This is a genomic window from Virgibacillus sp. NKC19-16 (assembly GCF_021560035.1).
Taxonomy (GTDB): domain Bacteria; phylum Bacillota; class Bacilli; order Bacillales; family Amphibacillaceae; genus Virgibacillus_L; species Virgibacillus_L salidurans.
Genome location: NZ_CP074373.1, coordinates 1,239,611 through 1,262,217 on the forward strand (window position 1 = coordinate 1,239,611; position 22,607 = coordinate 1,262,217).

The following is a 22,607-nucleotide window of genomic DNA, read 5'->3' on the forward strand; positions in this document are numbered from 1 at the left end:
GATTACTACCCATGAACTGCATCAGTATTAATATACAAAGCATCGAACCACCTCACCAGTTCGGTATCGCTCCGGGCGGTGACTCCTGCGGGAACAAATGTCTTCGGTGGGACGAGCATTTACGCGCAGTCCCAGCACGTGTCCGAAGGCCCCGCAGCGGTGGGTTTTCCGCGAGGAGACTGAGGCCGTGCCCGCGGAAAGCATCCGCCCGGAGCGATCCCGAACGGCAATTATAGCAAATGCTAATAGCAAACAGTAGTTATGTCGCATTCTATATTTTTGTGTCAAAAGCAACAAAACAGCATAAAAATTGAACCTGACAAAATAATGCCTCATTATTCATAAAACCGTAAAAAATGCAAATATCCTATTTAGCGCATAAATCCGGTTACATATATTGTTTCCAAGCATAAAATAGGGTATATTAGTTGATGAAGTCATTTGTCAGTTCTATAATGTAAATGAGTGTTAAGAATCGTTGTGAAACAGATAAAGTTAACTTCTAATGGGGGTATAAAACGTGGCACTGAATGAGGAATCCAGTGAGAGATTCTGGGAACAGTTTAATGGACCAAACATGGGGTATGTAGAAGAACAATATGATTTGTATAAAGAGGATCCGGAAAGCCTTGACGCCTCTACAAAAGAAATGTTCGACAAATACGGGGCACCTGATTGGCTAAATCAATCAAATGGTGAGACTCAAACTCTATCTGAAAAAACTTCAAAAAATGATGTTAAAAAGCTGACCTCTGCAATGAAACTTGTTGAGGCTATTCGACGTTATGGGCATTTGGAGGCAGATATTTATCCGGTTGGTCTTCAAAAGACAAGAAAATCGGAGTTAGTCGACCCCAAAAAATATGGATTAAGCGATGAAGATTTAAAAAACATACCAGCAGAATGGTTATGGGAAAAAGCACCAAGCAATATTGAAAGCGGTTTGGATGTTATTAATGAATTTAAAAAGTATTACACGGGTACGATCACCTATGAATATGATCATGTGAATAATGACGAAGAACGTAAATGGTTACTGGAATTAATCGAAGCTGGAGAAGCGCGGTTGGATTTATCTGATGAAGACAAGCAACAACTACTCGAACGCCTTGCACATGTAGAAGGTTTTGAAGCATTCCTTCAAAAAACATTTGTTGGTCAAAAGCGTTTTTCCATTGAAGGTTTAGAATCAATGGTACCAATGCTTGACCAAATTGTTAAATACGCTGCTGCAGATAAAATAGAAAATATCATGATGGGAATGGCGCACCGTGGTCGACTTTCGGTTTTGGCCCATGTGTTAGGAAAACCATATGACAAGATATTCTCTGAATTCCATCATTCCCCGGATAAGGAATTAATGCCTTCTGAAGGATCGATGGGGATAAATCATGGCTGGACCGGAGATGTGAAATATCACCTTGGTGCAACGAAGGATGTTAACGAGACAGAAACAGCAACACGTATTACATTGGCGCATAATCCGTCACACTTGGAATTTGTAAATCCTGTGGTTGAAGGGTTTGCACGTGCAGCACAGGATGATCGTTCCGAAAAAGGATATCCAATGCGTGATGATAGTAAAGCCTTTGGAGTACTTATTCATGGAGACGCTGCATTTATTGGTGAGGGTGTTGTTGCGGAGACGCTAAACTTGAGTGGATTGCCGGGCTATACAACAGGAGGCTCGCTTCATATTATTGCAAACAATCTGGTTGGCTACACAACAAATCAGAGGGATGGGCGTTCCACACGTTATGCAAGCGATTTAGCCAAGGGGTTTGAAATTCCGATCATTCATGTAAACGCTGACGATCCAATAGCCTGTATATCAGCGATTCGAATTGGCTATGAATATCGGAAAAAATTCCATAAGGATTTTCTTATTGATTTAGTAGGCTATCGCCGTTATGGCCATAATGAGATGGATGAGCCAAGATCAACACAGCCAAAGCTGTATCAGGATATTGATAACCACCCTACAGCAGTAAACGTTTTTGCTAACGTATTGGAAGAAAAAGGGGTTTTGGATACAGAAGGATTTGAAGGTATACAAGAAAAAGTCGAGCGTGATCTTCGTGATATATATGAAAGCATGAAGGAAAACGAAGCAGGTCAAGCTGAGGCAGAGGCCATTCCAAAAGCCTTACGAAATGGAATTGATCAATACGAGACAGCTGTACCACTTGATACGCTAAAATCCCTAAATAAAGGATTAATGAACCGGCCGGAAGGATTTAATAGCTTTAAAAAAGTTGAAAGAATTCTTAAACGGCGCGAGGATGCACTGAAAGAAGGCAATAAAGTAGACTGGGGTGCAGGAGAAGCGTTAGCCTATGCAACTATTTTACAGGACGGGGTTCCAATTCGCTTGACGGGCCAGGATACGGAAAGAGGGACTTTTGCTCACCGTCATCTTGTATTACATGATACAGAGAATAGTGATGAATATAGTCCACTGCACGGATTGGACGCGGCGAAGGCATCATTTGATATTCGTAATAGTCCATTATCTGAGGCAGGTGTATTAGGATTTGAATACGGGTATAGTGTTCAATCACCAAATACATTGGTTATTTGGGAAGCGCAATTCGGTGACTTTGCGAATGCTGCCCAAGTTATATTTGACCAATTTATTTCTGCCGCTCGTGCAAAGTGGGGCGAGAAATCAAATATGGTAATGCTATTGCCGCATGGATATGAAGGACAAGGACCGGAACATTCCAGTGCGCGTTTGGAACGTTTCCTGCAAATGGCTGCAGAAAATAATTGGATTGTCGCAAATGTCACATCATCTGCACAATTTTTCCATTTAATTCGCAGGCAAGCCGTAATGCGTGGACGTGAAGAAGCCAGACCATTAGTATTAATGACACCGAAAAGCCTGTTGCGTAATCAACGTGTAGCGTCCGTAGCGGAAGAATTCACAGATGGTAGGTTCCAACCATTACGAAAGCAGCCAAACCCGAATGTTAAGAAAGAGAATGTAACACGCTTACTTATAGGGAGTGGCAAAGTAATGGTGGATATCGAAGAGGAACTGGATGATTCAGAGGAAAAATTCGATTGGCTGCAGGTATTACGTCTGGAGCAAATTTATCCATTCCCTAAAAAGCAGCTGGAAGCAGAATTAAAAGATCTACCAAATGTGGAAGAAATTGTTTGGGTACAGGAAGAACCGAAAAATATGGGCAGCTGGGATTTCGTTGATGATTATTTAAGAGATCTCCTGCAGGATGGCCAAACCTTACGATATATCGGGCGTCCTAATCGTGCATCTCCTGCAGTCGGTGTACCGAATGTTCATAAAACAGAACAAAGTCAGATAATCCAAAAAGCACTCAATTCATCAAAAGGAGGAGAAACCAGTGAACGAAATTAAAATTCCAGAACTTGCCGAATCAATTACAGAAGGCACAATTGCCGAGTGGTTAGTAAAAAAAGGGGATAAAGTAGAAAAAGGTGATCCGGTTGTCGAGTTAGAAACGGATAAAATTAATGTTGAAGTAAACTCCGATTTCGCTGGGGTAATCACTGAAATCGTTAGCGAAGAAGGCGATGATGTAGAAGTTGGTGATGTGATCGCTAAAATAGATGAGAACGGTGAAGCTGGCGGGGATACTACCGAAGAAGAATCCAAAGAAGAACCAAAAGAAGAATCGTCGAAAGAAAAAGCATCTATCGAAGACAAAGATGAATCTTCTAAAAAGGAAGAGCCAAAAGATGACAGTACAAATGATGTCGTTGCTTCACCGGCAGCCAGAAAACGGGCACGCGAATTAAATATTGATTTGGGAGAAGTGAGCCCGCGTGATCCATTAGGTCGTGTCCGTCCGGAAGACGTAGACGCGGCAGCAAAAAGTAAAAATGAAAAGAAAGAGTCGAAACCTGCTAAGAAAGAAGAGACGAAGAAATCCGAGAAAACAGAGTTTGATAAACCGGTAGAGCGTATAAAAATGTCACGTCGCCGTCAAACCATTGCTAAGCGTCTCGTGGAAGCACAAGAAACGGCAGCAATGCTCACAACTTTTAACGAAGTAGACCTGACGGAAGTAATGAAAATCCGTAGTGAGCGTAAGGAAAAATTCATTGAAAAACATGGTGTGAAACTTGGTTTTATGTCATTCTTTACAAAAGCAGTTGTAGGTGCATTGAAAGAGTTCCCATTACTTAACGCGGAGATCCAGGGCAATGAAATTGTAAAGAAAAACTTCTATGATATAGGTATTGCTGTATCTGCAGAAGATGGATTGGTAGTTCCGGTTGTACGTGATGCAGATAAACTGGATTTTGCAGGGATAGAACGTAAAATTGGAGAACTTGGTAAAAAAGCACAGGAAAATAATCTGGGACTGGATGAAATACAAGGTGGATCATTCTCAATTACAAATGGTGGAACCTTTGGATCAATGTTATCCACTCCAATATTAAATGCGCCACAAGTTGGTATTTTGGGGATGCATAATATCCAAAAACGTGCGATGGTTATGCCTGATGATTCTATTGAAGTTCGTCCGATGATGTATATTGCACTTTCTTATGACCATCGAATCGTTGATGGTAGTGAAGCAGTTCGGTTCCTAGTACGCATTAAACAATTACTTGAAGATCCATATGATCTATTGCTTGAAGGATAAAAACATATGCCCTCACTTTGATGGAATATCAGGGTGAGGGCTTTTTGTGCTTGGGAAATTTTGAAATTGTAGAAGTGAGAAGTACTTCTTTTGTCATTTAGTTACTTGTGGTGTAAAAGTATATTTCATCTGTTAATCGGAAATGGCCATTTTAAGTATCTTTACATCCGATTCCAACTCCGATACTCTCTTATTCATCGAATTTTCCATAGTAAGATGAAGCTCATAATTTTTAGCAGTTTGCGCTTTGACAATACGTAAATCTTCGCGTATTTCATTGAATTGCTTGTCCATGGAATCCAACCGCATATTCACAGACTTAAATTGCTCATCCATAGAATCCAACCGCTTGTCCACATAATAAAACCGTTTATCTATAGAATACAGCCGCTCATCCACGGAATCAAACCGTTTATTCAAATTGCGAATTTCTGTTAATACAGTAGCCATTTCTTCACTCATTCTACTCACCTCCTCCTGAACCATTATAGCATGCTTATCTCATTTTACATCTATCAAAAATCGTTTTTTCTATAAAAGTTAATAGGCAAAACACAAACTTACTTAGACGAAGATTGTATTTTCCTTCCTTATAACTCTAGAAAAATATAATTTTACATAAAAAAACGTTTAATAGCCTTGCAAAAATACTAAAAAACGAATATTATAGATTGTGTTGATTTTATTATTCGGAAAGAGGGGCTAGCGGTGGAAAGATTATTTAAGTTTAAAGAAAACAACACAAATATTCGAACAGAATTTGTAGCTGGGGTTACAACTTTTCTTACAATGGTTTATATTATCGTAGTAAATCCTGCTATTCTGTCTTCAGCTGGGGTACCATTTGACCAGGTTTTTATGGCTACTGTTATTTCCGCAGTGGTTGGTACATTATATATGGCATTTTTTGCAAACTATCCAATTGCTATAGCACCGGGGATGGGGATGAATGCCTATTTTGCCAGTGTGGTTGCCACACAGGGTATATCCTATCAGGTAGTTTTCGGTGCTGTGTTTTTAGCTGGTATTCTTTTTATTTTATTAAGTCTTACGCAATTACGGGAAACATTAATTTATGCGATCCCAGCATCATTAAAGTACGGAATCACATCGGGTATTGGTCTTTTCATTGCGTTTGTAGGGCTGAGAAATGCTGGTTTGGTCGTTCCAAACGATGCAAATATTGTTGGGTTAGGTGACCTGGGTGATCCGATGATACTGCTGACGATTACTGGATTGTTTATAACCTTAATATTGCTTGTTCTGAAATTAAAGGGTGCCCTATTTTTAGGGATGTTGGCAACAGGGCTCATTGCGTTTTTCACAGGACAACTGGAATTCACAAACGAGGTTGTTTCAATGCCTCCTATGCCGGTGTTTTTTGATATGAATATTGGTGGAGTTTTCACGAATGGTCTTTATACCGTCGTTTTCGCGTTTTTACTTGTAACGATCTTTGATACAACCGGTACAATGATCGGTGTTGCTGAACAGGCTGGGTTCATGAAAAATGGAAATATGCCACGAGCAAAGCAAGCTCTCTTGGCAGATGCGACCGCTACAACAGTTGGTTCTATGTTCGGGACAAGCCCCGCGTCAGCATATGTTGAATCCACCTCAGGCGTTGCAGCAGGTGGGAGAACGGGGATGACATCTGTCGTAGTAGCAGCCTTATTTGCATTATCCGTTTTCTTTACGCCCATCATTCAGATTGTCGCAAACATTCCTGCGATAACATCACCTGTATTAATTATCGTTGGTTGTTTCATGATGGAGGGACTGTCTAAAATTGACTGGAAAACCTTTGACGAAGCATTTCCGGCTTTTGCGGTTATTCTTACCATGCCATTTACATCAAGTATTGCCACAGGAATAGCTATTGGATTTATCACATATCCGCTATTGAAGCTCGTAGGTGGGAAAGGAAGAGAAGTACACTGGATATTATATTTGTTTGGTGTGATTTTTGTACTGCAAATGATTTTCTTCCCTATGCATTAATGGATTGAAAACCTAAGGCAAAAGCGATTGGGTGGGTTGAAACGCGTTATATTGGGAACAACTAATTACATGATATAACAAAATGCAGAATAAACAATCTCTTGCATGACGTCTGACGACTTGGTACAATTACCTATGCTGTATGAAAGCAGTTACAACTAGAGATGGGGAGGATTATAGTGGAGGTTATTTTAGGATTATTAGCAATTGTAGTAGTAATTGGCATCGCATTTTTGATGTCTAATGATAAGAAAAACATTAATTTTAAAGCTATTGGCATTATGCTGGTAATACAATTGTTGATAACTTGGTTTATGTTCTCAACACAAATTGGACAAGCAATTATAAATGGAATATCAGCAGTGTTTAATAAATTAATTGAATTTGGAACAGAAGGAATAAACTTTGTGGTAGGTGGGTTTGAGATTCAAGAGGGGGGCGTTTTCTTTTTTAACGTCTTGTTACTGATTATCTTTTTCGCAACCCTGCTCCAAGTTTTAACGTATTTAAAAGTTCTACCTATAACTATTAAATATATTGGCGGTCTTATTTCAAAAATTACAGGCTTACCAAAAATTGAATCGTTTAATGGTGTGAACAGTATCTTTTTTGGGCAGTCTGAAGCTTTAATAGCGATTAGATCACAATTCCACCATTTAACTCATAATCGACTGTACATCGTTAGTGCTTCTGCCATGAGTTCTGTGTCAGCGTCTATTGTAGGTTCTTTTCTTCAGATGATGCCAGCGGAATATATTTTGTTGGCACTACCATTAAACATGTTCAGCGCATTGATGGTTGCATCTGTTGTTGCACCTGTTACAGTTCCGGAAGAAGAAGATTATGTGGATGTAAAAAATGTCTCAAATGATAGAAGTATTTTTGAAGCAATGAGTAACGGCGCGCTTGAAGGTGGTAAAATTGCATTAATTGTTGCTGCGATGCTAATTGCATTTATTGCTTCTTTGGAATTAGTAAACTGGTTGATTCAATTAGTGTTTGCCGGCGTAACATTACAACAGATTTTAGGATATATTCTTGCCCCAATTGGTTTATTAATGGGGATAGCCCCAAGTGAAGTCATTGAAGCGGGCTCCATAATGGGGACGAAAATAGTGACAAATGAGTTTGTAGCAATGCTTGCATTCGAGCCATTGCTTGATGAGATGTCAGAGAAAACAATTGGTATTGTAACCGTATTTCTGACAAGTTTTGCTAACTTCTCATCTATTGGAATTATTGCCGGAACCGTGAAAGGTATTGACGGTGATAAGGCGGCTACTGTTTCAGGTTTTGGCATGAAATTGTTGATAGGCTCTATATTAGCATCAATTTTATCCGCTACAGTCGCAGGTCTTTTCTTATAAATAATAAACAAACAGCAGCCTTCGTTCGTAGGGGGCTGTTTTTAATGTTTATAATCAACTTTGTAAGGAAAAATATATAGTAAGAGGTGAATGATAAGATGAGTGAACAATTTAATCTTTTTATTGATGGTAAATGGATAGCAAGAGAAGAAAAGCTGGAAGTTCTTAATAAATATACACAAGAAACCTATGCAACTATTTCTAAAGCTTTTGAAAAGGATGTAGACCATGCCATAGAAAGTGCTGAGGAAGCCTATAAATCAAAGCAATTAGCCCCTTATGAACGTTTTGAAATTTTAAAAAAGGTTACTGAACTCTTGCGGGCAGAGAAAGAGGAATTAGCAAAAACAATGGTGGCGGAAGCTGGAAAACCGATGAAGCAGGCACGAACGGAAGTTGACCGTGCTGTTCAGACAATGGAACTTTCTGCAGAGGAAGCGAAGCGAATTAGCGGACATGGTGTGCCTGTAGAAGCTGCCCCAGGATCAGAAAACCGAATGGCATTTACAATCCGTGTTCCGGTAGGGGTCGTCGGAGCGATTACGCCATTTAATTTTCCTTTAAACTTAGTAGCACATAAGATTGCCCCCGCACTGGCTGCAGGAAATGCAGTTGTCCTAAAACCGGCAAGCGCAACACCTGTAACTGCTCTAAGATTAGCGGCTTTGTTTGAAAAAGCAGGTCTACCAGCAGGTTTACTGAATGTAATTGTTGGTTCGGGTTCTGTAATTGGAAAACAAATGCAACAGGACGAACGTATTTCCACTTATACATTTACCGGCAGTGCTGAAGTTGGATTAAAATTGAAGCAAAACACAGGACTAAATAAGCTGATATTGGAACTTGGGAACAACTCACCGGTTATTATCGATAAGGAAGCAGACTTGGATAAAGCAGCAGCTACACTGTCTTCAGCAGGATTCGCGTATGCAGGTCAGACCTGTATTACACCACAGCGTCTGTATGTGCATACAGACGTTAAGGAAGAATTTCAGGAAAAATTGACAGAAGCGATGAAGGACCTTGTCGTCGGTGACCCAAATGATGAAGACACAGATGTAGGACCTATGATTTCTGAGGAGGAAGCAAAGCGCGCTGAAGAATGGGTAAAAGAAGCTCAGCAGAACGGTGCAACAATAGTTACAGGCGGAAAACGCACTGGAGCAATGTATGATCCAACAGTGCTGAGCGAGGTGAAGGGGGATATGCTGGTTGTTTACGAGGAAATTTTTGCACCAGTAGTTAGTATTATTGAATATAACCATTTAGATGAATGTATTGAGGAATTAAACAAATCACCGTACGGACTTCAAGGTGGAATATTCACCAAAAATCTTGATACTGCTTTTTATGCAGCACGGAATGTGGAAGTCGGGGGTTAATTATTAATGATTCATCCCAATACCGTGTTGATCTCATGCCATATGGAGGAGTGAAAGATAGCGGTTGGGGCAAAGAAGGTCCTAAATATTCCATTGAAGAAATGACCGAAGAAAGGCTAGTTGTATTGAATTTGGATGAATAGCTTACTGTAGCTGATATAAAGCGAGGTGAAACTCCCTGCTTTATATCAACATTCACATGTTTCTGTTTCGTATATAAGATACTTCCTTTTTTTATCTATTTCTATTACACTTTAGAATGTAATCATAAAGATTATTACACCGTTTTTAAGATAGAAAGGAAGTACTATTTATGAGAAAAAAACGCATCCTCTTCACTGGTGGGGGGAGTGCTGGCCATGTTATTGTGAATCTTGCATTGATCCCTGTGTATGCACGCGCGGGATGGGAAATTGATTATATAGGGTCAAAAGATGGAATTGAAAGAAAGCTTATCGGAGAATTGGAGGATGTTACCTATCATCCCATTTCAACCGGGAAGTTGCGCCGCTATATGTCAAAAGAAAACCTGAAGGATCCGTTTAAAGTACTGAAAGGGACCATGCAGGCATGGAGGATTATTGGCAAGCGAAAGCCTGCAGTCATTTTTTCCAAAGGCGGATTTGTCTCCGTTCCAGTCGTAGCAGCTGCTAAATTGCGTAACGTGCCGGCAGTTATTCATGAATCGGATTACACGCCGGGTCTTGCGAATAAAATTGCCATTCCCTTTGCAAAAAAAGTTCTAGCAACCTTTGAAGAAACAATGCAATATCTCCCTGAACCAAAGAGAGAATATGTTGGTGCTGTGATTCGCGAAGAGCTTTTCCAAGGGAATAAAGAAAAGGGGCTGGCATTCGCTGGATTGACAAAAGAAAAACCAGTTTTACTCGTGATGGGAGGCAGTGGTGGTGCTGAGAAAATAAATGAAACACTCAGAGAAAGCCTCTCTGAATTGTTGCCATCCTTCCAAATTATCCATATTTGTGGTCAAGGAAAAGTAGATCACTCTATTAATGAAGAGGGATATGCACAGTTTGAATATGTAAATGAAGAGTTAAAGGATATTTTTGCGGCAACAGATTTTGTATTATCAAGGGCGGGCTCCAATGCAATATTTGAATTTTTAGCATTGCGTATCCCTATGCTGCTCATCCCGTTATCGAAACAAGCAAGCAGGGGGGATCAAATTATCAATGCAAAATCATTCGCTGAAAAAAGATATGCTCGAGTGCTTGAAGAGGAATCATTAACGATAGAGGTATTGGTTAGGGAACTTCAGCAACTAAGAGAGTTTTCATCAATTATGACCGATCATATGAAAGAATATAAAAGTGAAAAAGCACGTGAACGTGTGATGGAGATCTTAGAAGAAAACATGAAATAGGACGAAACTCCCTTGTCTGGCTACGGCTAATCAAGGGAGCTTTTTTATTTTTGATGATAAGGAGAGTTATCGATAGATATAGAGATAAATAAGCTGATAGATGCATTTTAACTCATGTATTGCCATATTATAACAACTTTTGCCGTATTTTAGCTGTTTAGCATATTTGTAGAATTATGTCGAGTTCGGTAAACTAATATCATTGTTTGCAGGCAGCCATCAAGGAAATTTCATTCGTGTCATCCTCTGTAAATGGAATTTCAATCCACTTTTTTTACGACCGAGATATGCCATCCACATATTCTATTAAAATTAGTAATGGGTATTCATTTCATTTTGTTAAATCATTAAAAATAAATATAAAAAGGAGTAAAGAAATTTATGAAGAAGTTAATCATTTTAATTTGTGCTACTGTATTAGTAGTGCTTTCTGCCTGTGGGGATTCAGATGGAAATGGAGATTCCGGCTCAGACGAAGCAGGGGGAGAGGGAATTGACACAATTGTATTATCTGATGCTGGTTGGGACAGCAATCGTGTTCACAATAGTATTGCACAAACGATCATTGAAGAAGGTTATGGCTATGATACAGACGTTACAGCTGGAACAACAGCAGCTACGTTTCAAGGTCTTATAGAAGGTGACATTAACGTTTACATGGAAGCATGGACAGATAACATAAAAGAAATTTACACAGAAGCAATTGAAGCAGGGGATATTGAAGAGGTTTCTGTTAACTTTGACGATAATAATCAAGGCCTATATGTACCAACATATGTCATTGAGGGTGACGAGGAGCGAGGTATTGAGCCAATGGCACCTGATTTACAAACAGTTGAAGATTTAAAGGATTACCCGGAAGTGTTTGAAGACCCTGAAGATCCTGGCAGAGGAAGAGTTGTGAATGCTCCAAGTGGATGGGCTGTTCAAGAAGCAATTGATGCGAAATTCGATATCTATGGATTGGACGCGACAATGAATAATTTCATGCCTGGTTCTGATGCTGCGATCGTGGCAGATCTTACAGACGCATACAATGCAGGTGAAGCTTGGGTAGGATACTACTGGTCACCAACTGCTGTAACGGCTACGATGGATTTAACTTTACTGGAAGAGCCTGAATATGATGAAGCAGAATGGGAAGAAACAAAAGCAACAGAATTTCCTCCAAATGATGTTACGGTTGCCGTTCATAAAGATTTGCCGGAGCAAGCACCGGATGTCGTAGAGTTTTTGAGTAACTATGAAACGAGCAGCGACCTTACTGAGCAAGCTTTAACATATATGGATGAAAATGATGCTACGCCTGAGGAAGCTGCAAACTGGTGGATGAACGAACATGAGGATATTTGGACAAGCTGGGTACCTGAGGATGTAGCTGAAACAGTGAAAGAGGCGTTGTAATAAAATAGAAGCAGCTGGCCGCTTGGTTAGCTGCTTCTTGAGGTTAACAAATTATAAAGAGGTGAAATGGGTTTATGGGGAATTTTCCTGATATACGCACAAATCTAGGTGATTATGCAGATCAGATTGTAAGTTTTTTAGATTCATCGTTAGAAGGTTTTTTTGATTTTATATTTTTTATATCATCCCGTACCATTGGAGGAATTGCTGACTTTTTAACATTGATGCCATGGTGGTTATTTATTATATTTATTATTTTGGTGGGATGGTATTTTAAATCGATATTTTCGGGTATTCTTTATGGCCTTTTTGTATTTTTAATAGGAACATTTGGCCTTTGGGAAGATATGATGACAACAATTGCTATTATCGTAACGGCTGTTTTGATTTGTTTATTAATAGGTATTCCTTCAGGGATATGGATGGCATTTAGTAAACCTGTCTCGAATATACTGCGCCCCATCCTTGATGCAATGCAAACAATGCCAAGTTTCGTTTATCTGATCCCGGCCATTTTCTTTTTCGGATTAGGTAATGTATCTGCTATTTTTGCAACGTTAATATATGCTGTACCGCCTGTTATCCGCCTGACGGAATTAGCGATACGTGGTGTGGACAAGGATGTAATTGAATCAGCTGAGTCATTTGGTTCATCGAAATTGCAAACACTGAGAAAAATTCAGCTCCCGCAAGCACTGCCTACGATTATGGCAGGGGTTAACCAAACAACAATGATGGCACTGGCAATGGTCGTTATTGCTTCCATGGTAGGAGCTTCAGGTCTAGGGGAGCAAGTACTTGTATCGATTAACCGTATTGATATTGCTTTAGGTTTTGAGGCAGGCATTAGTATTGTATTTTTAGCTGTTATCATTGATCGTGTCACGAATGGTATAGCAGATAAATTTCAAAAGCATAGGAGGTAAGCGATCAAATGTCAAAAATTAAGATAGAACATGTATCAAAAATCTTTGGACCAAAACCAAAATCCGTTATCCCGATGATAAAGAGCGGCAAGACAAAGGAAGAGATTTTAACAGAAACGAATCATACGGTTGGCGTATATGACGCTTCTCTAGAGATCAAGCAAGGAGAAGTGTTTGTAATTATGGGGTTGTCAGGTAGTGGAAAGTCAACCTTTATCAGATGTTTTAATCTATTAAACAAACCAACAGATGGGTCCATTTATATCGATGATGAAGATATTACGAAATACAGTACGGATCAGCTGAAGAAAGTAAGGCAGGAAAAAATAGCAATGGTTTTTCAGCATTTTGGATTATTCAATCATAAAACTATTCTGGCAAATGTGGAGTATGGTTTAGAAATTCGCAACGTATCGAAAGAGGAGAGGCATAAAATAGCGCTTGAAAATATTGAAAACGTCGGATTAAAAGGCTATGAAAATAAATATCCTGATGAATTATCCGGTGGGATGCAACAACGTGTTGGGCTAGCGCGGGCTCTGGCAAATGATCCGGAAATACTACTGATGGATGAACCATTTAGTGCACTCGACCCACTGATTCGCAGGGAAATGCAATTGGAGCTATTGGACATACAAGAGCGATTGCAAAAAACGATTGTTTTCATCACACATGATGTGAATGAAGCATTTAAACTAGGTGATCGTGTTGCGGTGATGAAAGATGGTCGTATCGTTCAGGTTGGTACACCGGAAGAGATTATAGAAGCACCGGCAAATGATTATATTTCCGATTTCATTAAAGATATTGATCGTTCGAAGGTATTTCAAGCAGAGCATGTTATGATTAAGCCGAATGCTCTTGTGTCTATCAAGGATGGCTTAAAGGTAGCGGTTAAGGAAATGGAAGAAAACGGAATATCAAGTGTGTTCGTTGTCGATCGGGGCCGTCGCTTGCAGGGCATTATAACAATTGATGATGCCATAAAAGGGGTAAAGGAAAAACAAACATTAGAGGATGTTCTTCTCCATGATGTTACCGTCGTAAAAAGGGACGAGTATGTCAATGAATTAATCCCGAAAGTGCTTGAATCTAAGTTTCCGCTTGCAGTAGTGAATGACGAGGAGAAAGTAGTCGGATTTGTTTTACGGATTCATGTATTGGCTGGGTTGGTTTCGAGTGACATTGAAGAGAGTGAAGAATATCATGATGCGTAATATATTAGGACTCTTTCTTAATTTTAAGTAACTTGTCTATATCTTTTCTGTCAAAAGCAACAAATGTTTTCGGTGGGACGAACCTTTGGTGCAGTCCCAATCTTTTAGAAAACAGCCTAAAAAGCAGCTAAGCCCATTTGGGTTAGCTGTTTTTTTAGGCTGCGTTTCGTTTACTGAACGGTTCCGTAATTTATGAGCTTTACATCCACATTAAAATCCATGGCTGCATCCGGGAACTTCTCATGCCATTCTTCGGAGGTTAATTTGCCATTCTCCTTATGAATCCGATAAAGCTTACCGAGGCCAAACGGATCGGTATTGGCCTCCTGCAAATTACTCAAAAGTTCGTTATATTGGTTTTGGATTTCTTTTTCTATTTCTCTTTCCAGCAAATTGAACACATGTTCATTTTTTATTTCCATTTCTTCTGAGGTTTCAAACAAGTTTGCCTCAATTATGATATTTGTTTGAAAGCGAGGCTGATCTATATCCGTTAATTTTGTGTTACTTCTCGCATCCGTAATCAAAAGATCAATATTTAGCCTCTCCTCATCCCCGGTGTCTTCAATATATTGTGCAAAAGGCTCTTTTGGAAGAGAAATATTAAAAGGCTTGTCGCTTATATTTCTTTGAAACAGATTAACAAGAAAAGCATCATCCATCGATATGTCACCAACATATTTGCTCTCTCTTAATAGTGCCATACCAATTAATTCTGGTTTACTTCCTTTGATACCAATCAGTGGCAGCATCGGATCCTCTCCAGGACTATGATTTACACGGTTAAAATTATAAAATGAAACATCCGGAATCGAATTTTCCTTAATTTCCTTTTCAATTATTCCCTGTAGATGCTGTGCGATATTAATTCCGGTGCTTTCTTGCCCTGTTGTAAGTAATTCTTTGGCAGTTGTATTGCTTACAGCTGGATACAACATTTCAGATGCGCGGGAATCACGAACTAACGTATTTAAATAAGGCAAAATACCATTTTGTGCAGTTTCCTTTCCGTAAAGAACTAAACGGATTTGGCCGGAGTTTAGGTCATAACTTGTTTTTGAGCCAGTGCTGTGGAAGGCTTCCCTGATGGTACTCCCTGTTCCAGAAAGTGTCTGTGCGATGCTGTCTGCCTGAGCATTGAATTGAAAAGCAATACTAGTTACATCGAGTTGCTCCGGTTTGTCTTCTGCAAAATCGACACCATATGCATTTATAATCGCAAGTGTTTCGATTTCTTTCATCGGTACACAGCCTGTCAGCAACATCAATGTTAGAAACAATGGGAGAAATTTGCTACGGGGATACATGACGGTTGCCTCCTTTTTTCCTTCGCCACTTTTTCTTTGCAAATACGAGCGGCAGAAGCAAAAGCGGATATATATACACAAGCCAAAATCCGGCTTTGCTCGTACGGTTAGTAAATTCTTGAATGAGAAAATGGTTATCTAGAAAGAAACAGGAAATAACTAACAGAGCTGCCGTTATATATAGTGTGATTTTTTGGGGAATACGGTACAGCCGCTTCAATCCATAGGTCATTCCCCATGTAAGCAGAAGCATATTCGGCAGGACGACCATCATCCATGTGGTTACAACAATATAGTCAAAGCGTTCAAGAAAGGGAAGGGATTGCATTTTATACAGATTCAATAATGCCCATTCTCGTGTCTTCATTTGTTCCGGACTGAAGAATCCGATTGATATCACTGTGATAATAAGAATGATTGCGGCTGTCCATACAATAGCCATATATACTGGCTTTTTTGCCTTTTCTTTGTTTTGGATAAACGGATATATTAAAAAAAGTATTTCAAACCCCATAAAGGTATAAGAGGTAGCGTAGGCGCCATGAATCAGTTCTGTAAAAGACGCTTGAAACATCGGGCGAAAATGGGAAATATCCGCCTGTAACGCTGGATCAATTAACAAGAAAATCACCCATATGGAAAGGAAGAAAAAGATAAAAGAAACCCCTACTATCACCCGAATACCTCCCAATACGCTATAAATAATGAGGCTTATTAAAAGCAGTCCCAGCACGAGATTGCTTAACTCGGGAAAAATGTAGATTTTCACAACTTCGATATACATAATGAATACCGACACCAACGCAACTGCAAAGTAGATGATATAGATTGTACCAAGTAATTTGCCAAGCCATTTGCCAAAAATATCAACCTGAATGCCGAGTATATCTGCATTATCATATTGATTCAGAATAAGAAACATACTAAAGATAACTAGGAGTATAAAGAGAAGGGCGATGATGATGGATATCCATGCATCCTGCTGCGCCTCTAAATAAACGAGCCTTGGTGTCCCCATCAACCCGACCCCTAATTGGATGAAGGAGATAATGAAAAACAGGTAAAATGCCTGAATACGGAGGTTTGGTTTTACGTTGACATTGAGATCCACTTGGTTCACCTACTCATCGATATCCTTTTTCTTAACTGCTTTTCGTTTTCTAAAACGTATTAAATCTTTTGGGTGATAGGAGGCAAAGCGCTTGTATTGCCTTTGCATTGGCAGCCTGTACAGTACTTTATTAAAATCCTCCCACCGGAATGGATATATAGGCGCAAGATAAGGGCGCCCGAGTGATTTTAGCTTTAATAAATGGATAATAAGGAAACAAATACCAAACATCATTCCGACCATACCTAGTGTTCCAGCTAAAATAATCATTGGAAAGCGAATAATACGTACAGACGTGCTCATCAGATAATTGGGTATCGTAAAGGAAGCCAGTGCACTTAAGGCAACAAGAACAACGAGAAAGTTACTCGTTATTCCCGCCTGAACGGCCGCCGTTCCAATCACGACACCGCCAACAATACCGATTGTTTGTCCAATTTTCGTTGGTAATCTGGCCCCAGCTTCCCGTAGAAGTTCAATGAAGAATTCAAGCACTAATACTTCATAAATGGGAGGAAATGGTACCGCAGCCCTGGATTCACCGATGGTAATCAATTCCTGAGTCGGGATAACCTCGTAATGAAATGTTGTTGCGGCAACATATGCAGGGGTGAGCAATACCGCGACGAAAATGGCAATAAATCTCAGGATTCGTAGAAATGTGCCGGCATTCCAACGCATATATAAATCTTCTGTCGATTCAAAAAAACTAAAAAAGGAAGTGGGCGCGATAAATGCATCTGGACTGTTTTCAACCAATACGCCAATCTTTCCTTTGATCACAGAATAAGTAAAACGATCGGGCAGTTCTGTTAAGTAAAACTGCGGGAAGATGGTTGATGAAGAATCCTCAATATATTGCATTAACACAGAAGCATCATCAATCTCATCAACTTCTAAATCCTGCAGGCGCTGTCGCATTGTATTGATATCTGTATCATTGGCAATGGACTTTAAATAAATTATACGCACTTCACGCGGAGCCCTTTTTCCAACCTCCAGTTTTTCCAGCACCAAATCCGTCGATCTAATACCATAGCGGACAATATTCAAATTGGTGACAATGGATTCCGTAAACGCTACTTTTGGGCCTAACACTAAGGATTCCGATTCCGCCTGTTGCAAATTCCTTTTTTCTTTTTTTGATAGAAGATAGCTGACAACAGCGTCTTCCCCTTCCACGTAGACAAAGACCTCCCCAATCATAATTTTATGAAGGATGTCTTCCAATTTATCTTTTGTATCACTTCCACCTAACGGAATTTCATTCAAAACAGATTTCTTGGACCATTCCTTTTGCATACTTAATAATGGCTTTAACAAGTAATTTTCCGCCATTTCCACTTCAACCATGTAACCTATAAAAAACACAGCTACTCTTTTGTTTTCTTGTTCATAAATGGAAAAGATTAAGTCTGGATTATTTTCAAACTTACTCTCCATGATTCTTTTCAATTCGTCGACTTTTAATGGGAAGATACGATTCGATTGTCTTTTTCTTCTATTTCTCATATGTACCTCCAACTAACAGATGCTATTTGGATAGTATGTATGAAGGTGGTTTAAATTATGTAAGGGTAAATAAGTAATTGAATTCAGTTCGTATAGTAGTAATGACTTATTTTTCTGAAAGTCGATTGTCTAAATTTAGCGAATGGTTTATGATAGATTTACCAGTAATATAAGGGGTGGGGAAATGGCAGCGTTTATCCGTAATTGCCGATTGTGTAAGGAACCAATGGAAAGCAGTCCATTCATGATGTGCGAAACATGTCTTAGGGAAACGGATAGGGTTCGCAATTTCATTCGTAAAAACCCACATGTTTCAATTAAAGAAATTTCTTTATCAACCGATATTCCCCAGGAAAAAGCACAAAACATGATAAAGCTGATTTTTGGAAGAAAAACAGTTTGAGTACTGATGTACAATTGATTCATCCCTTTTTCGAATATCTTTTTAGAAATTTAAGGTCACACCGGTTTGTGGCCTTTTTTGGTCATGTAGACGCTTGCTTTTTTATGAATTTACGTAAACATGGTAAAATAGAAGAACATATACGAAAAGGATTATTAAAAATTGAAAAATGCTCTATGGTCGGGGTGACTTTATGGATAAAGATGAAGGAAAAAAGAATCATGACGTGATCGATGAGGATTTATATGAAGAATTTGATGATGAAGAGCTATATGAACTCGTACAGGAAGAACGCCGGAAAGCATTCGAAAAGGATAGACAGGAAAAAGAAGAAAGAAAATCGAAACGTCCATTTCCGAAATGGGCGTTTTGGCTTATTGCTGCTGTTATGGCCTTCAATGTGGTTGCACTACTCCCACAAACGTTTTCCATACCAGCAATTGATTTCTTAATGACATCAGCAAAACTCTCCACGAGTGAGGATATTCAAGCAGATAAAGAAGCGGTAGTCGTAATAGAAACAGAAGACAGTAAGGGGACAGGCTTTGCTGTTACTAGTGATGGTACGATATTGACGAACCACCATGTGATCGAAGGGGAAGAGGAGGTTATGGTAGCATTTCCGGAAGAAGGTCTTTTTTCTGCGGAGATAAAAGATACATATCCTCAGATTGACTTAGCAGTACTCGAGACAAATGCATCCCAGCAATTTCCACATCTCACGCTTGCTGATGAAACGAATTTTGAGCAGAATGAAGCCATTCATTTTATTGGAAATCCATTGCAATTTAATGGTATTGCAAATGAAGGAAATATCATTGGTTACACACAATTAGAGGGTTGGGAGGAAGAAGTACTGATGATCGAAGCACCTGTTTACCGTGGAAATAGCGGTAGCCCGGTTATGAATGAAGAGGGAGAAGTGATTGGTGTGATTTTTGCTACACTGAATCACGATACCCATGGCCGGGTAGGACTTTTTGTGCCAATTGATTATTATTATGCGCATAGCCAGTAAAATTGTTTTAAATGACACGGAGGAGGGTATTAAAAATATATAACACGTTTTAAAGGAGGAAATCCTATTGTTTTTCACATCAGACTTAAAAACATACAATATCGATGCATCAGATGGAGAAATGGGTAAAATAAAAGACGTATATTTTGATGATAAGAAATGGGCAATCCGATACGCGGTTGTCGATACAAGAAAATGGCTACCGGGAAGAAAGGTACTGTTGTCACCTAGATCATTCATTAATTTGAATGAAGCAAACGAGAATTTGGAAGTGGAATTCGATAAAGAAACGATTCGAAATAGCCCTTCGATCGCAGACGAACAAGCTGTTTCAAAAGAAGCTGAAAAATCCATAATTGGATATTACGGCTGGAGCAGATATTGGATAGGTAACCCACTTTGGGGAATTGAGTATGGATCGCTTGAAGAACCTACCGAAGCAAAAATACAGCGTGATCAACAAATGGATGAGTCTCAGGAATATGACTTGCGAAGTGAAGATGAAACAATTGGTTTTAAGGTTCACGCCAATGATGGAAAAATCGGTAGAGTTGCAGATATGATCTATGATAATGAATCCTGGAAAATTCAATATGTTGTTGTTAGAAGCAGTAAGAGCATGGTTGAGGAGGAGTATTTTGTTTACACTCCTGAAGATATTGAATCCGTGGACTGGTTCGGAGAAGATATCTATGTAAAAGATTCTTTGGAAAATGTCAATCAAAGTACAATATATAAAAATAAAGCAGACATTTTACTCGAACGATGAAATGGAAGCAAACAAAAATGCCTCCTGTAACCGGAGGCATTTTTGTTTGCTGCTATTGGACGCTGGTAACTTATTTTTAAAGAGAATGTAATTGTTTTGAGATAGCCTAAAGACTAAGTGGTACGTTAAGATTAATCATACATTAATAGGTAAATGTAATTCTAGAAATAGAGATGGTGAATGAATGATGATATATAATTTAAATAAATATAAATATAAATATAAATGTAAGCTAATCACAGTCAAAATTAATAATAATAAAACGAATTTTATAATGGCTGGAGGTGTATTAGCTTGATGATGAGTAAGTCATTACAAGTCAATCCACTTGATGCTATGATTGCCTCAGCACAGCAAGGGGATCACACCGTCCAAAATCACCTTTTAAAGACATACCAGCCATTTATAGCTAAATGTGTTTCTGAAGTCTGTAAACGATATATAGATCCAAAGCGGGATGATGAGTTCAGTATCGGGCTATCAGCCTTTAATGAGGCAATTCTGGCTTATTCTACGGAGAGAGGATGTTCCTTTTTATCGTTTGCGAGTCTTGTCGTCAAGCGTAAAGTGATTGATTATATTCGTTATATGCAAAAAAAGCCCCAAGCTGTGTCATTGGATGAAAGTTATGATACAGAAAAAATGGAAAACCCAATAGAAACAATTGCTGCGGGAAAAAAGTACAAGCAGGAACAAGAGGCCTGGTATCGTAGAGATGAAATTATGGACTTTAAAGAAAAGCTTGATACCTATAAGCTGACACTTGAAGAGTTGACGCATTTGTCACCAAGGCACAGAGATGCTCGTGATTCTGCTGTTTATACAGCCAGGGTCATCTATGAAAATGCAGCTTTGCGAGAATATGTGCAACGAAAGAAAAAATTGCCAATTAAGCATTTGATGAAACATGTGGATGTCAGCAAAAAAACATTGGAGCGAAACCGGAAATTCATATTAGCGATGTTTATCGTTCTCAGTGAAGATTATGTGTATCTTAAAGATTACTTAAAGGGGGTGGGTCAGTGAAAAAAGGGATCGTAATGGAGCAGCATCGTCGTTATACCATTATTATGACCAGAGAAGGGACGTTTCAAAAGACGATCCCAATCAAAGATGCTGCTATCGGCGCGGAAGTTTCCTATAAAGGATTTAAAACAGGGGCTCCTACCGTTATTACTGTGCAAACACGATTACTTGTTATCGTACCTGTACTGGTGTTACTTCTTGTGCCTTTTTATTTGGCAATGGATAAAAATGAAACATATGCTTATGTAAATGTTGATGTTAATCCAAGTATTGAACTCGTGATTGATGAGAACCTTGATGTTGATTCCATTCGTCCAATAAATAGGGATGCAACTAAGCTCGTGAATGAATTAACAGGGTATCAGGATACACAATTGGACAAAGTAATTAGCATGATTATGAAAAAAAGTGAAGAGGCAGAACGAATAAATGAAGGAAAAAATATGTTGGTTGGCTTCAGTTATATGAATAAAGAGTCAAACAACAATCCTATTTCTGATAACCTCAAACAACTCTCAGCGAAGGATCCTGATTGGGAAATTGTAACCTTTCGTGTCCCAAAGGATGTAAGAGACACAGCGAGAAAAGAAGATAAATCGATGAATGAGAAAGAAAAAGAAATTATACATACATTTTATCATACCGAAAAAGATAATCATTCTGAAGATGACGATAAACAATAAAGAGGCCCATTCCAATCCATTTGGCATGAGCCTCTTTTTACGAAGCAAACGTCCATGCTTCCTTATACTTCCATTACAATCGCTGGTTCGTATTTCATTGCGTGGTCTATATAATAAAGTAGGTTATCGTGGGAATTCATAATTTTTTCCTGGTCAAGTGAGTAATGGTATGCATTTAAGAAAAGCTGGATTTTCTTTGACAACATGTCATCTTCCGTCCTTACCATAACCACAAGCAAGTCATCCCACTGTCCCCAGAGCGTGTAGTACAGTGCCTTATCATAATCCGGAATATCCATTTTTCCCCTCCTTAAAAAGTAAGGATACTGATAGCTTTCCCGTATTTTATATATAATGAGGGAAAGAAAAATGGTGTGCTTACCATAATTAGGTTTTCAAACAAAATAGGTATAATACTATTTCACTGTTACATACTAAAAACAAATTAGTAAGGAGGAAT

At 39.0% G+C, this 22,607-nt stretch carries 18 protein-coding genes and 1 pseudogene; 14 read left to right on the plus strand and 5 right to left on the minus strand.

Annotated features, from left to right (window positions below):
• Positions 1 to 520 precede the first annotated feature (520 nt).
• Both KFZ58_RS06530 and odhB read left to right on the plus strand, forming a co-directional pair.
• The gene (locus KFZ58_RS06530) at positions 521 to 3,382 is read left to right on the plus strand and encodes a 2-oxoglutarate dehydrogenase E1 component (RefSeq protein WP_235793995.1); all 2,862 of its coding nucleotides are present in this window, start codon (positions 521 to 523) and stop codon (positions 3,380 to 3,382) included.
• The gene (gene odhB / locus KFZ58_RS06535) at positions 3,369 to 4,637 is read left to right on the plus strand and encodes a 2-oxoglutarate dehydrogenase complex dihydrolipoyllysine-residue succinyltransferase (protein WP_235793996.1); all 1,269 of its coding nucleotides are present in this window, start codon (positions 3,369 to 3,371) and stop codon (positions 4,635 to 4,637) included. The genes KFZ58_RS06530 and odhB overlap by 14 nt, the downstream gene beginning before the upstream one ends.
• 132 nt (positions 4,638 to 4,769) lie before the next feature.
• Here the strand turns inward: odhB and KFZ58_RS06540 are convergent, their stop codons facing one another.
• Complete coding sequence (locus KFZ58_RS06540; protein WP_235793997.1) at positions 4,770 to 5,099, minus strand: hypothetical protein; 330 nt, start codon at positions 5,097 to 5,099, stop codon at positions 4,770 to 4,772.
• A gap of 246 nt (positions 5,100 to 5,345) precedes the next feature.
• Here KFZ58_RS06540 and KFZ58_RS06545 point away from each other — a divergent pair, with 246 nt between their 5' ends.
• The 7 genes and pseudogenes from KFZ58_RS06545 to KFZ58_RS06575 all read left to right on the plus strand — a co-directional run bounded on the left by KFZ58_RS06545 (position 5,346) and on the right by KFZ58_RS06575 (position 14,318).
• The gene (locus KFZ58_RS06545) at positions 5,346 to 6,638 is read left to right on the plus strand and encodes an NCS2 family permease (protein WP_235793998.1); all 1,293 of its coding nucleotides are present in this window, start codon (positions 5,346 to 5,348) and stop codon (positions 6,636 to 6,638) included.
• 164 nt (positions 6,639 to 6,802) lie between these two features.
• Positions 6,803 to 8,005: a NupC/NupG family nucleoside CNT transporter gene (locus KFZ58_RS06550; protein WP_370642455.1), complete on the plus strand. Its 1,203-nt coding sequence runs from the start codon at positions 6,803 to 6,805 to the stop codon at positions 8,003 to 8,005.
• A gap of 98 nt (positions 8,006 to 8,103) precedes the next feature.
• A pseudogene (locus KFZ58_RS06555) lies at positions 8,104 to 9,530 on the plus strand (aldehyde dehydrogenase family protein).
• A 170-nt stretch (positions 9,531 to 9,700) separates the two neighbouring features.
• On the plus strand, positions 9,701 to 10,771 hold the full coding sequence (gene murG, locus KFZ58_RS06560) for an undecaprenyldiphospho-muramoylpentapeptide beta-N-acetylglucosaminyltransferase (RefSeq protein ID WP_235794000.1): 1,071 nt from the start codon (positions 9,701 to 9,703) through the stop codon (positions 10,769 to 10,771).
• Between the two features lie 381 nt (positions 10,772 to 11,152).
• Entirely contained in the window at positions 11,153 to 12,175 is a 1,023-nt protein-coding gene (locus tag KFZ58_RS06565; RefSeq protein ID WP_235794001.1) for an ABC transporter substrate-binding protein, read from the plus strand.
• Positions 12,176 to 12,249: 74 nt separating this feature from the next.
• The gene (locus KFZ58_RS06570) at positions 12,250 to 13,101 is read left to right on the plus strand and encodes an ABC transporter permease (protein ID WP_235794002.1); all 852 of its coding nucleotides are present in this window, start codon (positions 12,250 to 12,252) and stop codon (positions 13,099 to 13,101) included.
• An 8-nt stretch (positions 13,102 to 13,109) separates the two neighbouring features.
• A complete protein-coding gene (locus KFZ58_RS06575; RefSeq protein ID WP_235794003.1) occupies positions 13,110 to 14,318 on the plus strand; it encodes a quaternary amine ABC transporter ATP-binding protein in 1,209 nt (402 codons plus the stop codon).
• Between the two features lie 170 nt (positions 14,319 to 14,488).
• Here KFZ58_RS06575 and KFZ58_RS06580 read toward each other — a convergent pair whose 3' ends face one another.
• Genes KFZ58_RS06580 through KFZ58_RS06590 form a run of 3 tightly spaced genes read right to left on the minus strand, consistent with a single transcriptional unit; the run spans position 14,489 to position 18,248 of the window.
• Positions 14,489 to 15,625 carry a Ger(x)C family spore germination protein gene (locus KFZ58_RS06580; RefSeq protein WP_235794004.1) on the minus strand — a complete coding sequence of 379 codons (1,137 nt, stop codon included), beginning with the start codon at positions 15,623 to 15,625 and terminating at the stop codon, positions 14,489 to 14,491.
• Complete coding sequence (locus tag KFZ58_RS06585; protein WP_235794005.1) at positions 15,612 to 16,736, minus strand: GerAB/ArcD/ProY family transporter; 1,125 nt, start codon at positions 16,734 to 16,736, stop codon at positions 15,612 to 15,614. The genes KFZ58_RS06580 and KFZ58_RS06585 overlap by 14 nt, the downstream gene beginning before the upstream one ends.
• Positions 16,737 to 16,745: 9 nt before the next feature.
• On the minus strand, positions 16,746 to 18,248 hold the full coding sequence (locus KFZ58_RS06590; RefSeq protein ID WP_235794006.1) for a spore germination protein: 1,503 nt from the start codon (positions 18,246 to 18,248) through the stop codon (positions 16,746 to 16,748).
• Positions 18,249 to 18,432: 184 nt separating this feature from the next.
• On the opposite strand from KFZ58_RS06590, the gene KFZ58_RS06595 reads away from it, so the two are divergent.
• The 5 genes from KFZ58_RS06595 to KFZ58_RS06615 all read left to right on the plus strand — a co-directional run bounded on the left by KFZ58_RS06595 (position 18,433) and on the right by KFZ58_RS06615 (position 22,147).
• Positions 18,433 to 18,651 (plus strand): hypothetical protein, encoded by a 219-nt coding sequence (locus KFZ58_RS06595; RefSeq protein WP_235794007.1) that lies wholly within the window; start codon positions 18,433 to 18,435, stop codon positions 18,649 to 18,651.
• 193 nt (positions 18,652 to 18,844) lie between these two features.
• On the plus strand, positions 18,845 to 19,669 hold the full coding sequence (locus tag KFZ58_RS06600; RefSeq protein WP_235794008.1) for a S1C family serine protease: 825 nt from the start codon (positions 18,845 to 18,847) through the stop codon (positions 19,667 to 19,669).
• A gap of 67 nt (positions 19,670 to 19,736) precedes the next feature.
• Positions 19,737 to 20,438: a PRC-barrel domain-containing protein gene (locus KFZ58_RS06605; RefSeq protein WP_235794009.1), complete on the plus strand. Its 702-nt coding sequence runs from the start codon at positions 19,737 to 19,739 to the stop codon at positions 20,436 to 20,438.
• A 297-nt stretch (positions 20,439 to 20,735) separates the two neighbouring features.
• A complete protein-coding gene (gene sigI, locus KFZ58_RS06610) occupies positions 20,736 to 21,464 on the plus strand; it encodes an RNA polymerase sigma factor SigI (protein WP_235794010.1) in 729 nt (242 codons plus the stop codon).
• Complete coding sequence (locus KFZ58_RS06615; RefSeq protein ID WP_235794011.1) at positions 21,461 to 22,147, plus strand: anti-sigma-I factor RsgI family protein; 687 nt, start codon at positions 21,461 to 21,463, stop codon at positions 22,145 to 22,147. Before sigI ends, KFZ58_RS06615 begins: the two co-directional genes overlap by 4 nt.
• A gap of 62 nt (positions 22,148 to 22,209) precedes the next feature.
• Here KFZ58_RS06615 and KFZ58_RS06620 read toward each other — a convergent pair whose 3' ends face one another.
• Positions 22,210 to 22,446, minus strand: a complete 237-nt coding sequence (locus KFZ58_RS06620; RefSeq protein WP_235794012.1) for a YhdB family protein — start codon at positions 22,444 to 22,446, stop codon at positions 22,210 to 22,212.
• Positions 22,447 to 22,607: the final 161 nt, after the last annotated feature.

Bases quoted from the DNA above. Each gene is read 5' to 3' on its own strand.
- KFZ58_RS06575 (WP_235794003.1), top strand. From the start codon at position 13,110: ATGTCAAAAATTAAGATAGAACATGTATCAAAAATCTTTGGACCAAAA.
- KFZ58_RS06565 (WP_235794001.1), top strand. From the start codon at position 11,153: ATGAAGAAGTTAATCATTTTAATTTGTGCTACTGTATTAGTAGTGCTT.
- KFZ58_RS06595 (WP_235794007.1), top strand. From the start codon at position 18,433: ATGGCAGCGTTTATCCGTAATTGCCGATTGTGTAAGGAACCAATGGAA.
- KFZ58_RS06550 (WP_370642455.1), top strand. From the start codon at position 6,803: ATGGGGAGGATTATAGTGGAGGTTATTTTAGGATTATTAGCAATTGTA.
- sigI (WP_235794010.1), top strand. From the start codon at position 20,736: ATGATGAGTAAGTCATTACAAGTCAATCCACTTGATGCTATGATTGCC.
- KFZ58_RS06600 (WP_235794008.1), top strand. From the start codon at position 18,845: ATGGATAAAGATGAAGGAAAAAAGAATCATGACGTGATCGATGAGGAT.
- KFZ58_RS06570 (WP_235794002.1), top strand. From the start codon at position 12,250: ATGGGGAATTTTCCTGATATACGCACAAATCTAGGTGATTATGCAGAT.
- KFZ58_RS06620 (WP_235794012.1), bottom strand. From the start codon at position 22,446: ATGGATATTCCGGATTATGATAAGGCACTGTACTACACGCTCTGGGGA.
- KFZ58_RS06580 (WP_235794004.1), bottom strand. From the start codon at position 15,625: ATGTATCCCCGTAGCAAATTTCTCCCATTGTTTCTAACATTGATGTTG.
- KFZ58_RS06590 (WP_235794006.1), bottom strand. From the start codon at position 18,248: ATGAGAAATAGAAGAAAAAGACAATCGAATCGTATCTTCCCATTAAAA.
- KFZ58_RS06540 (WP_235793997.1), bottom strand. From the start codon at position 5,099: ATGAGTGAAGAAATGGCTACTGTATTAACAGAAATTCGCAATTTGAAT.
- murG (WP_235794000.1), top strand. From the start codon at position 9,701: ATGAGAAAAAAACGCATCCTCTTCACTGGTGGGGGGAGTGCTGGCCAT.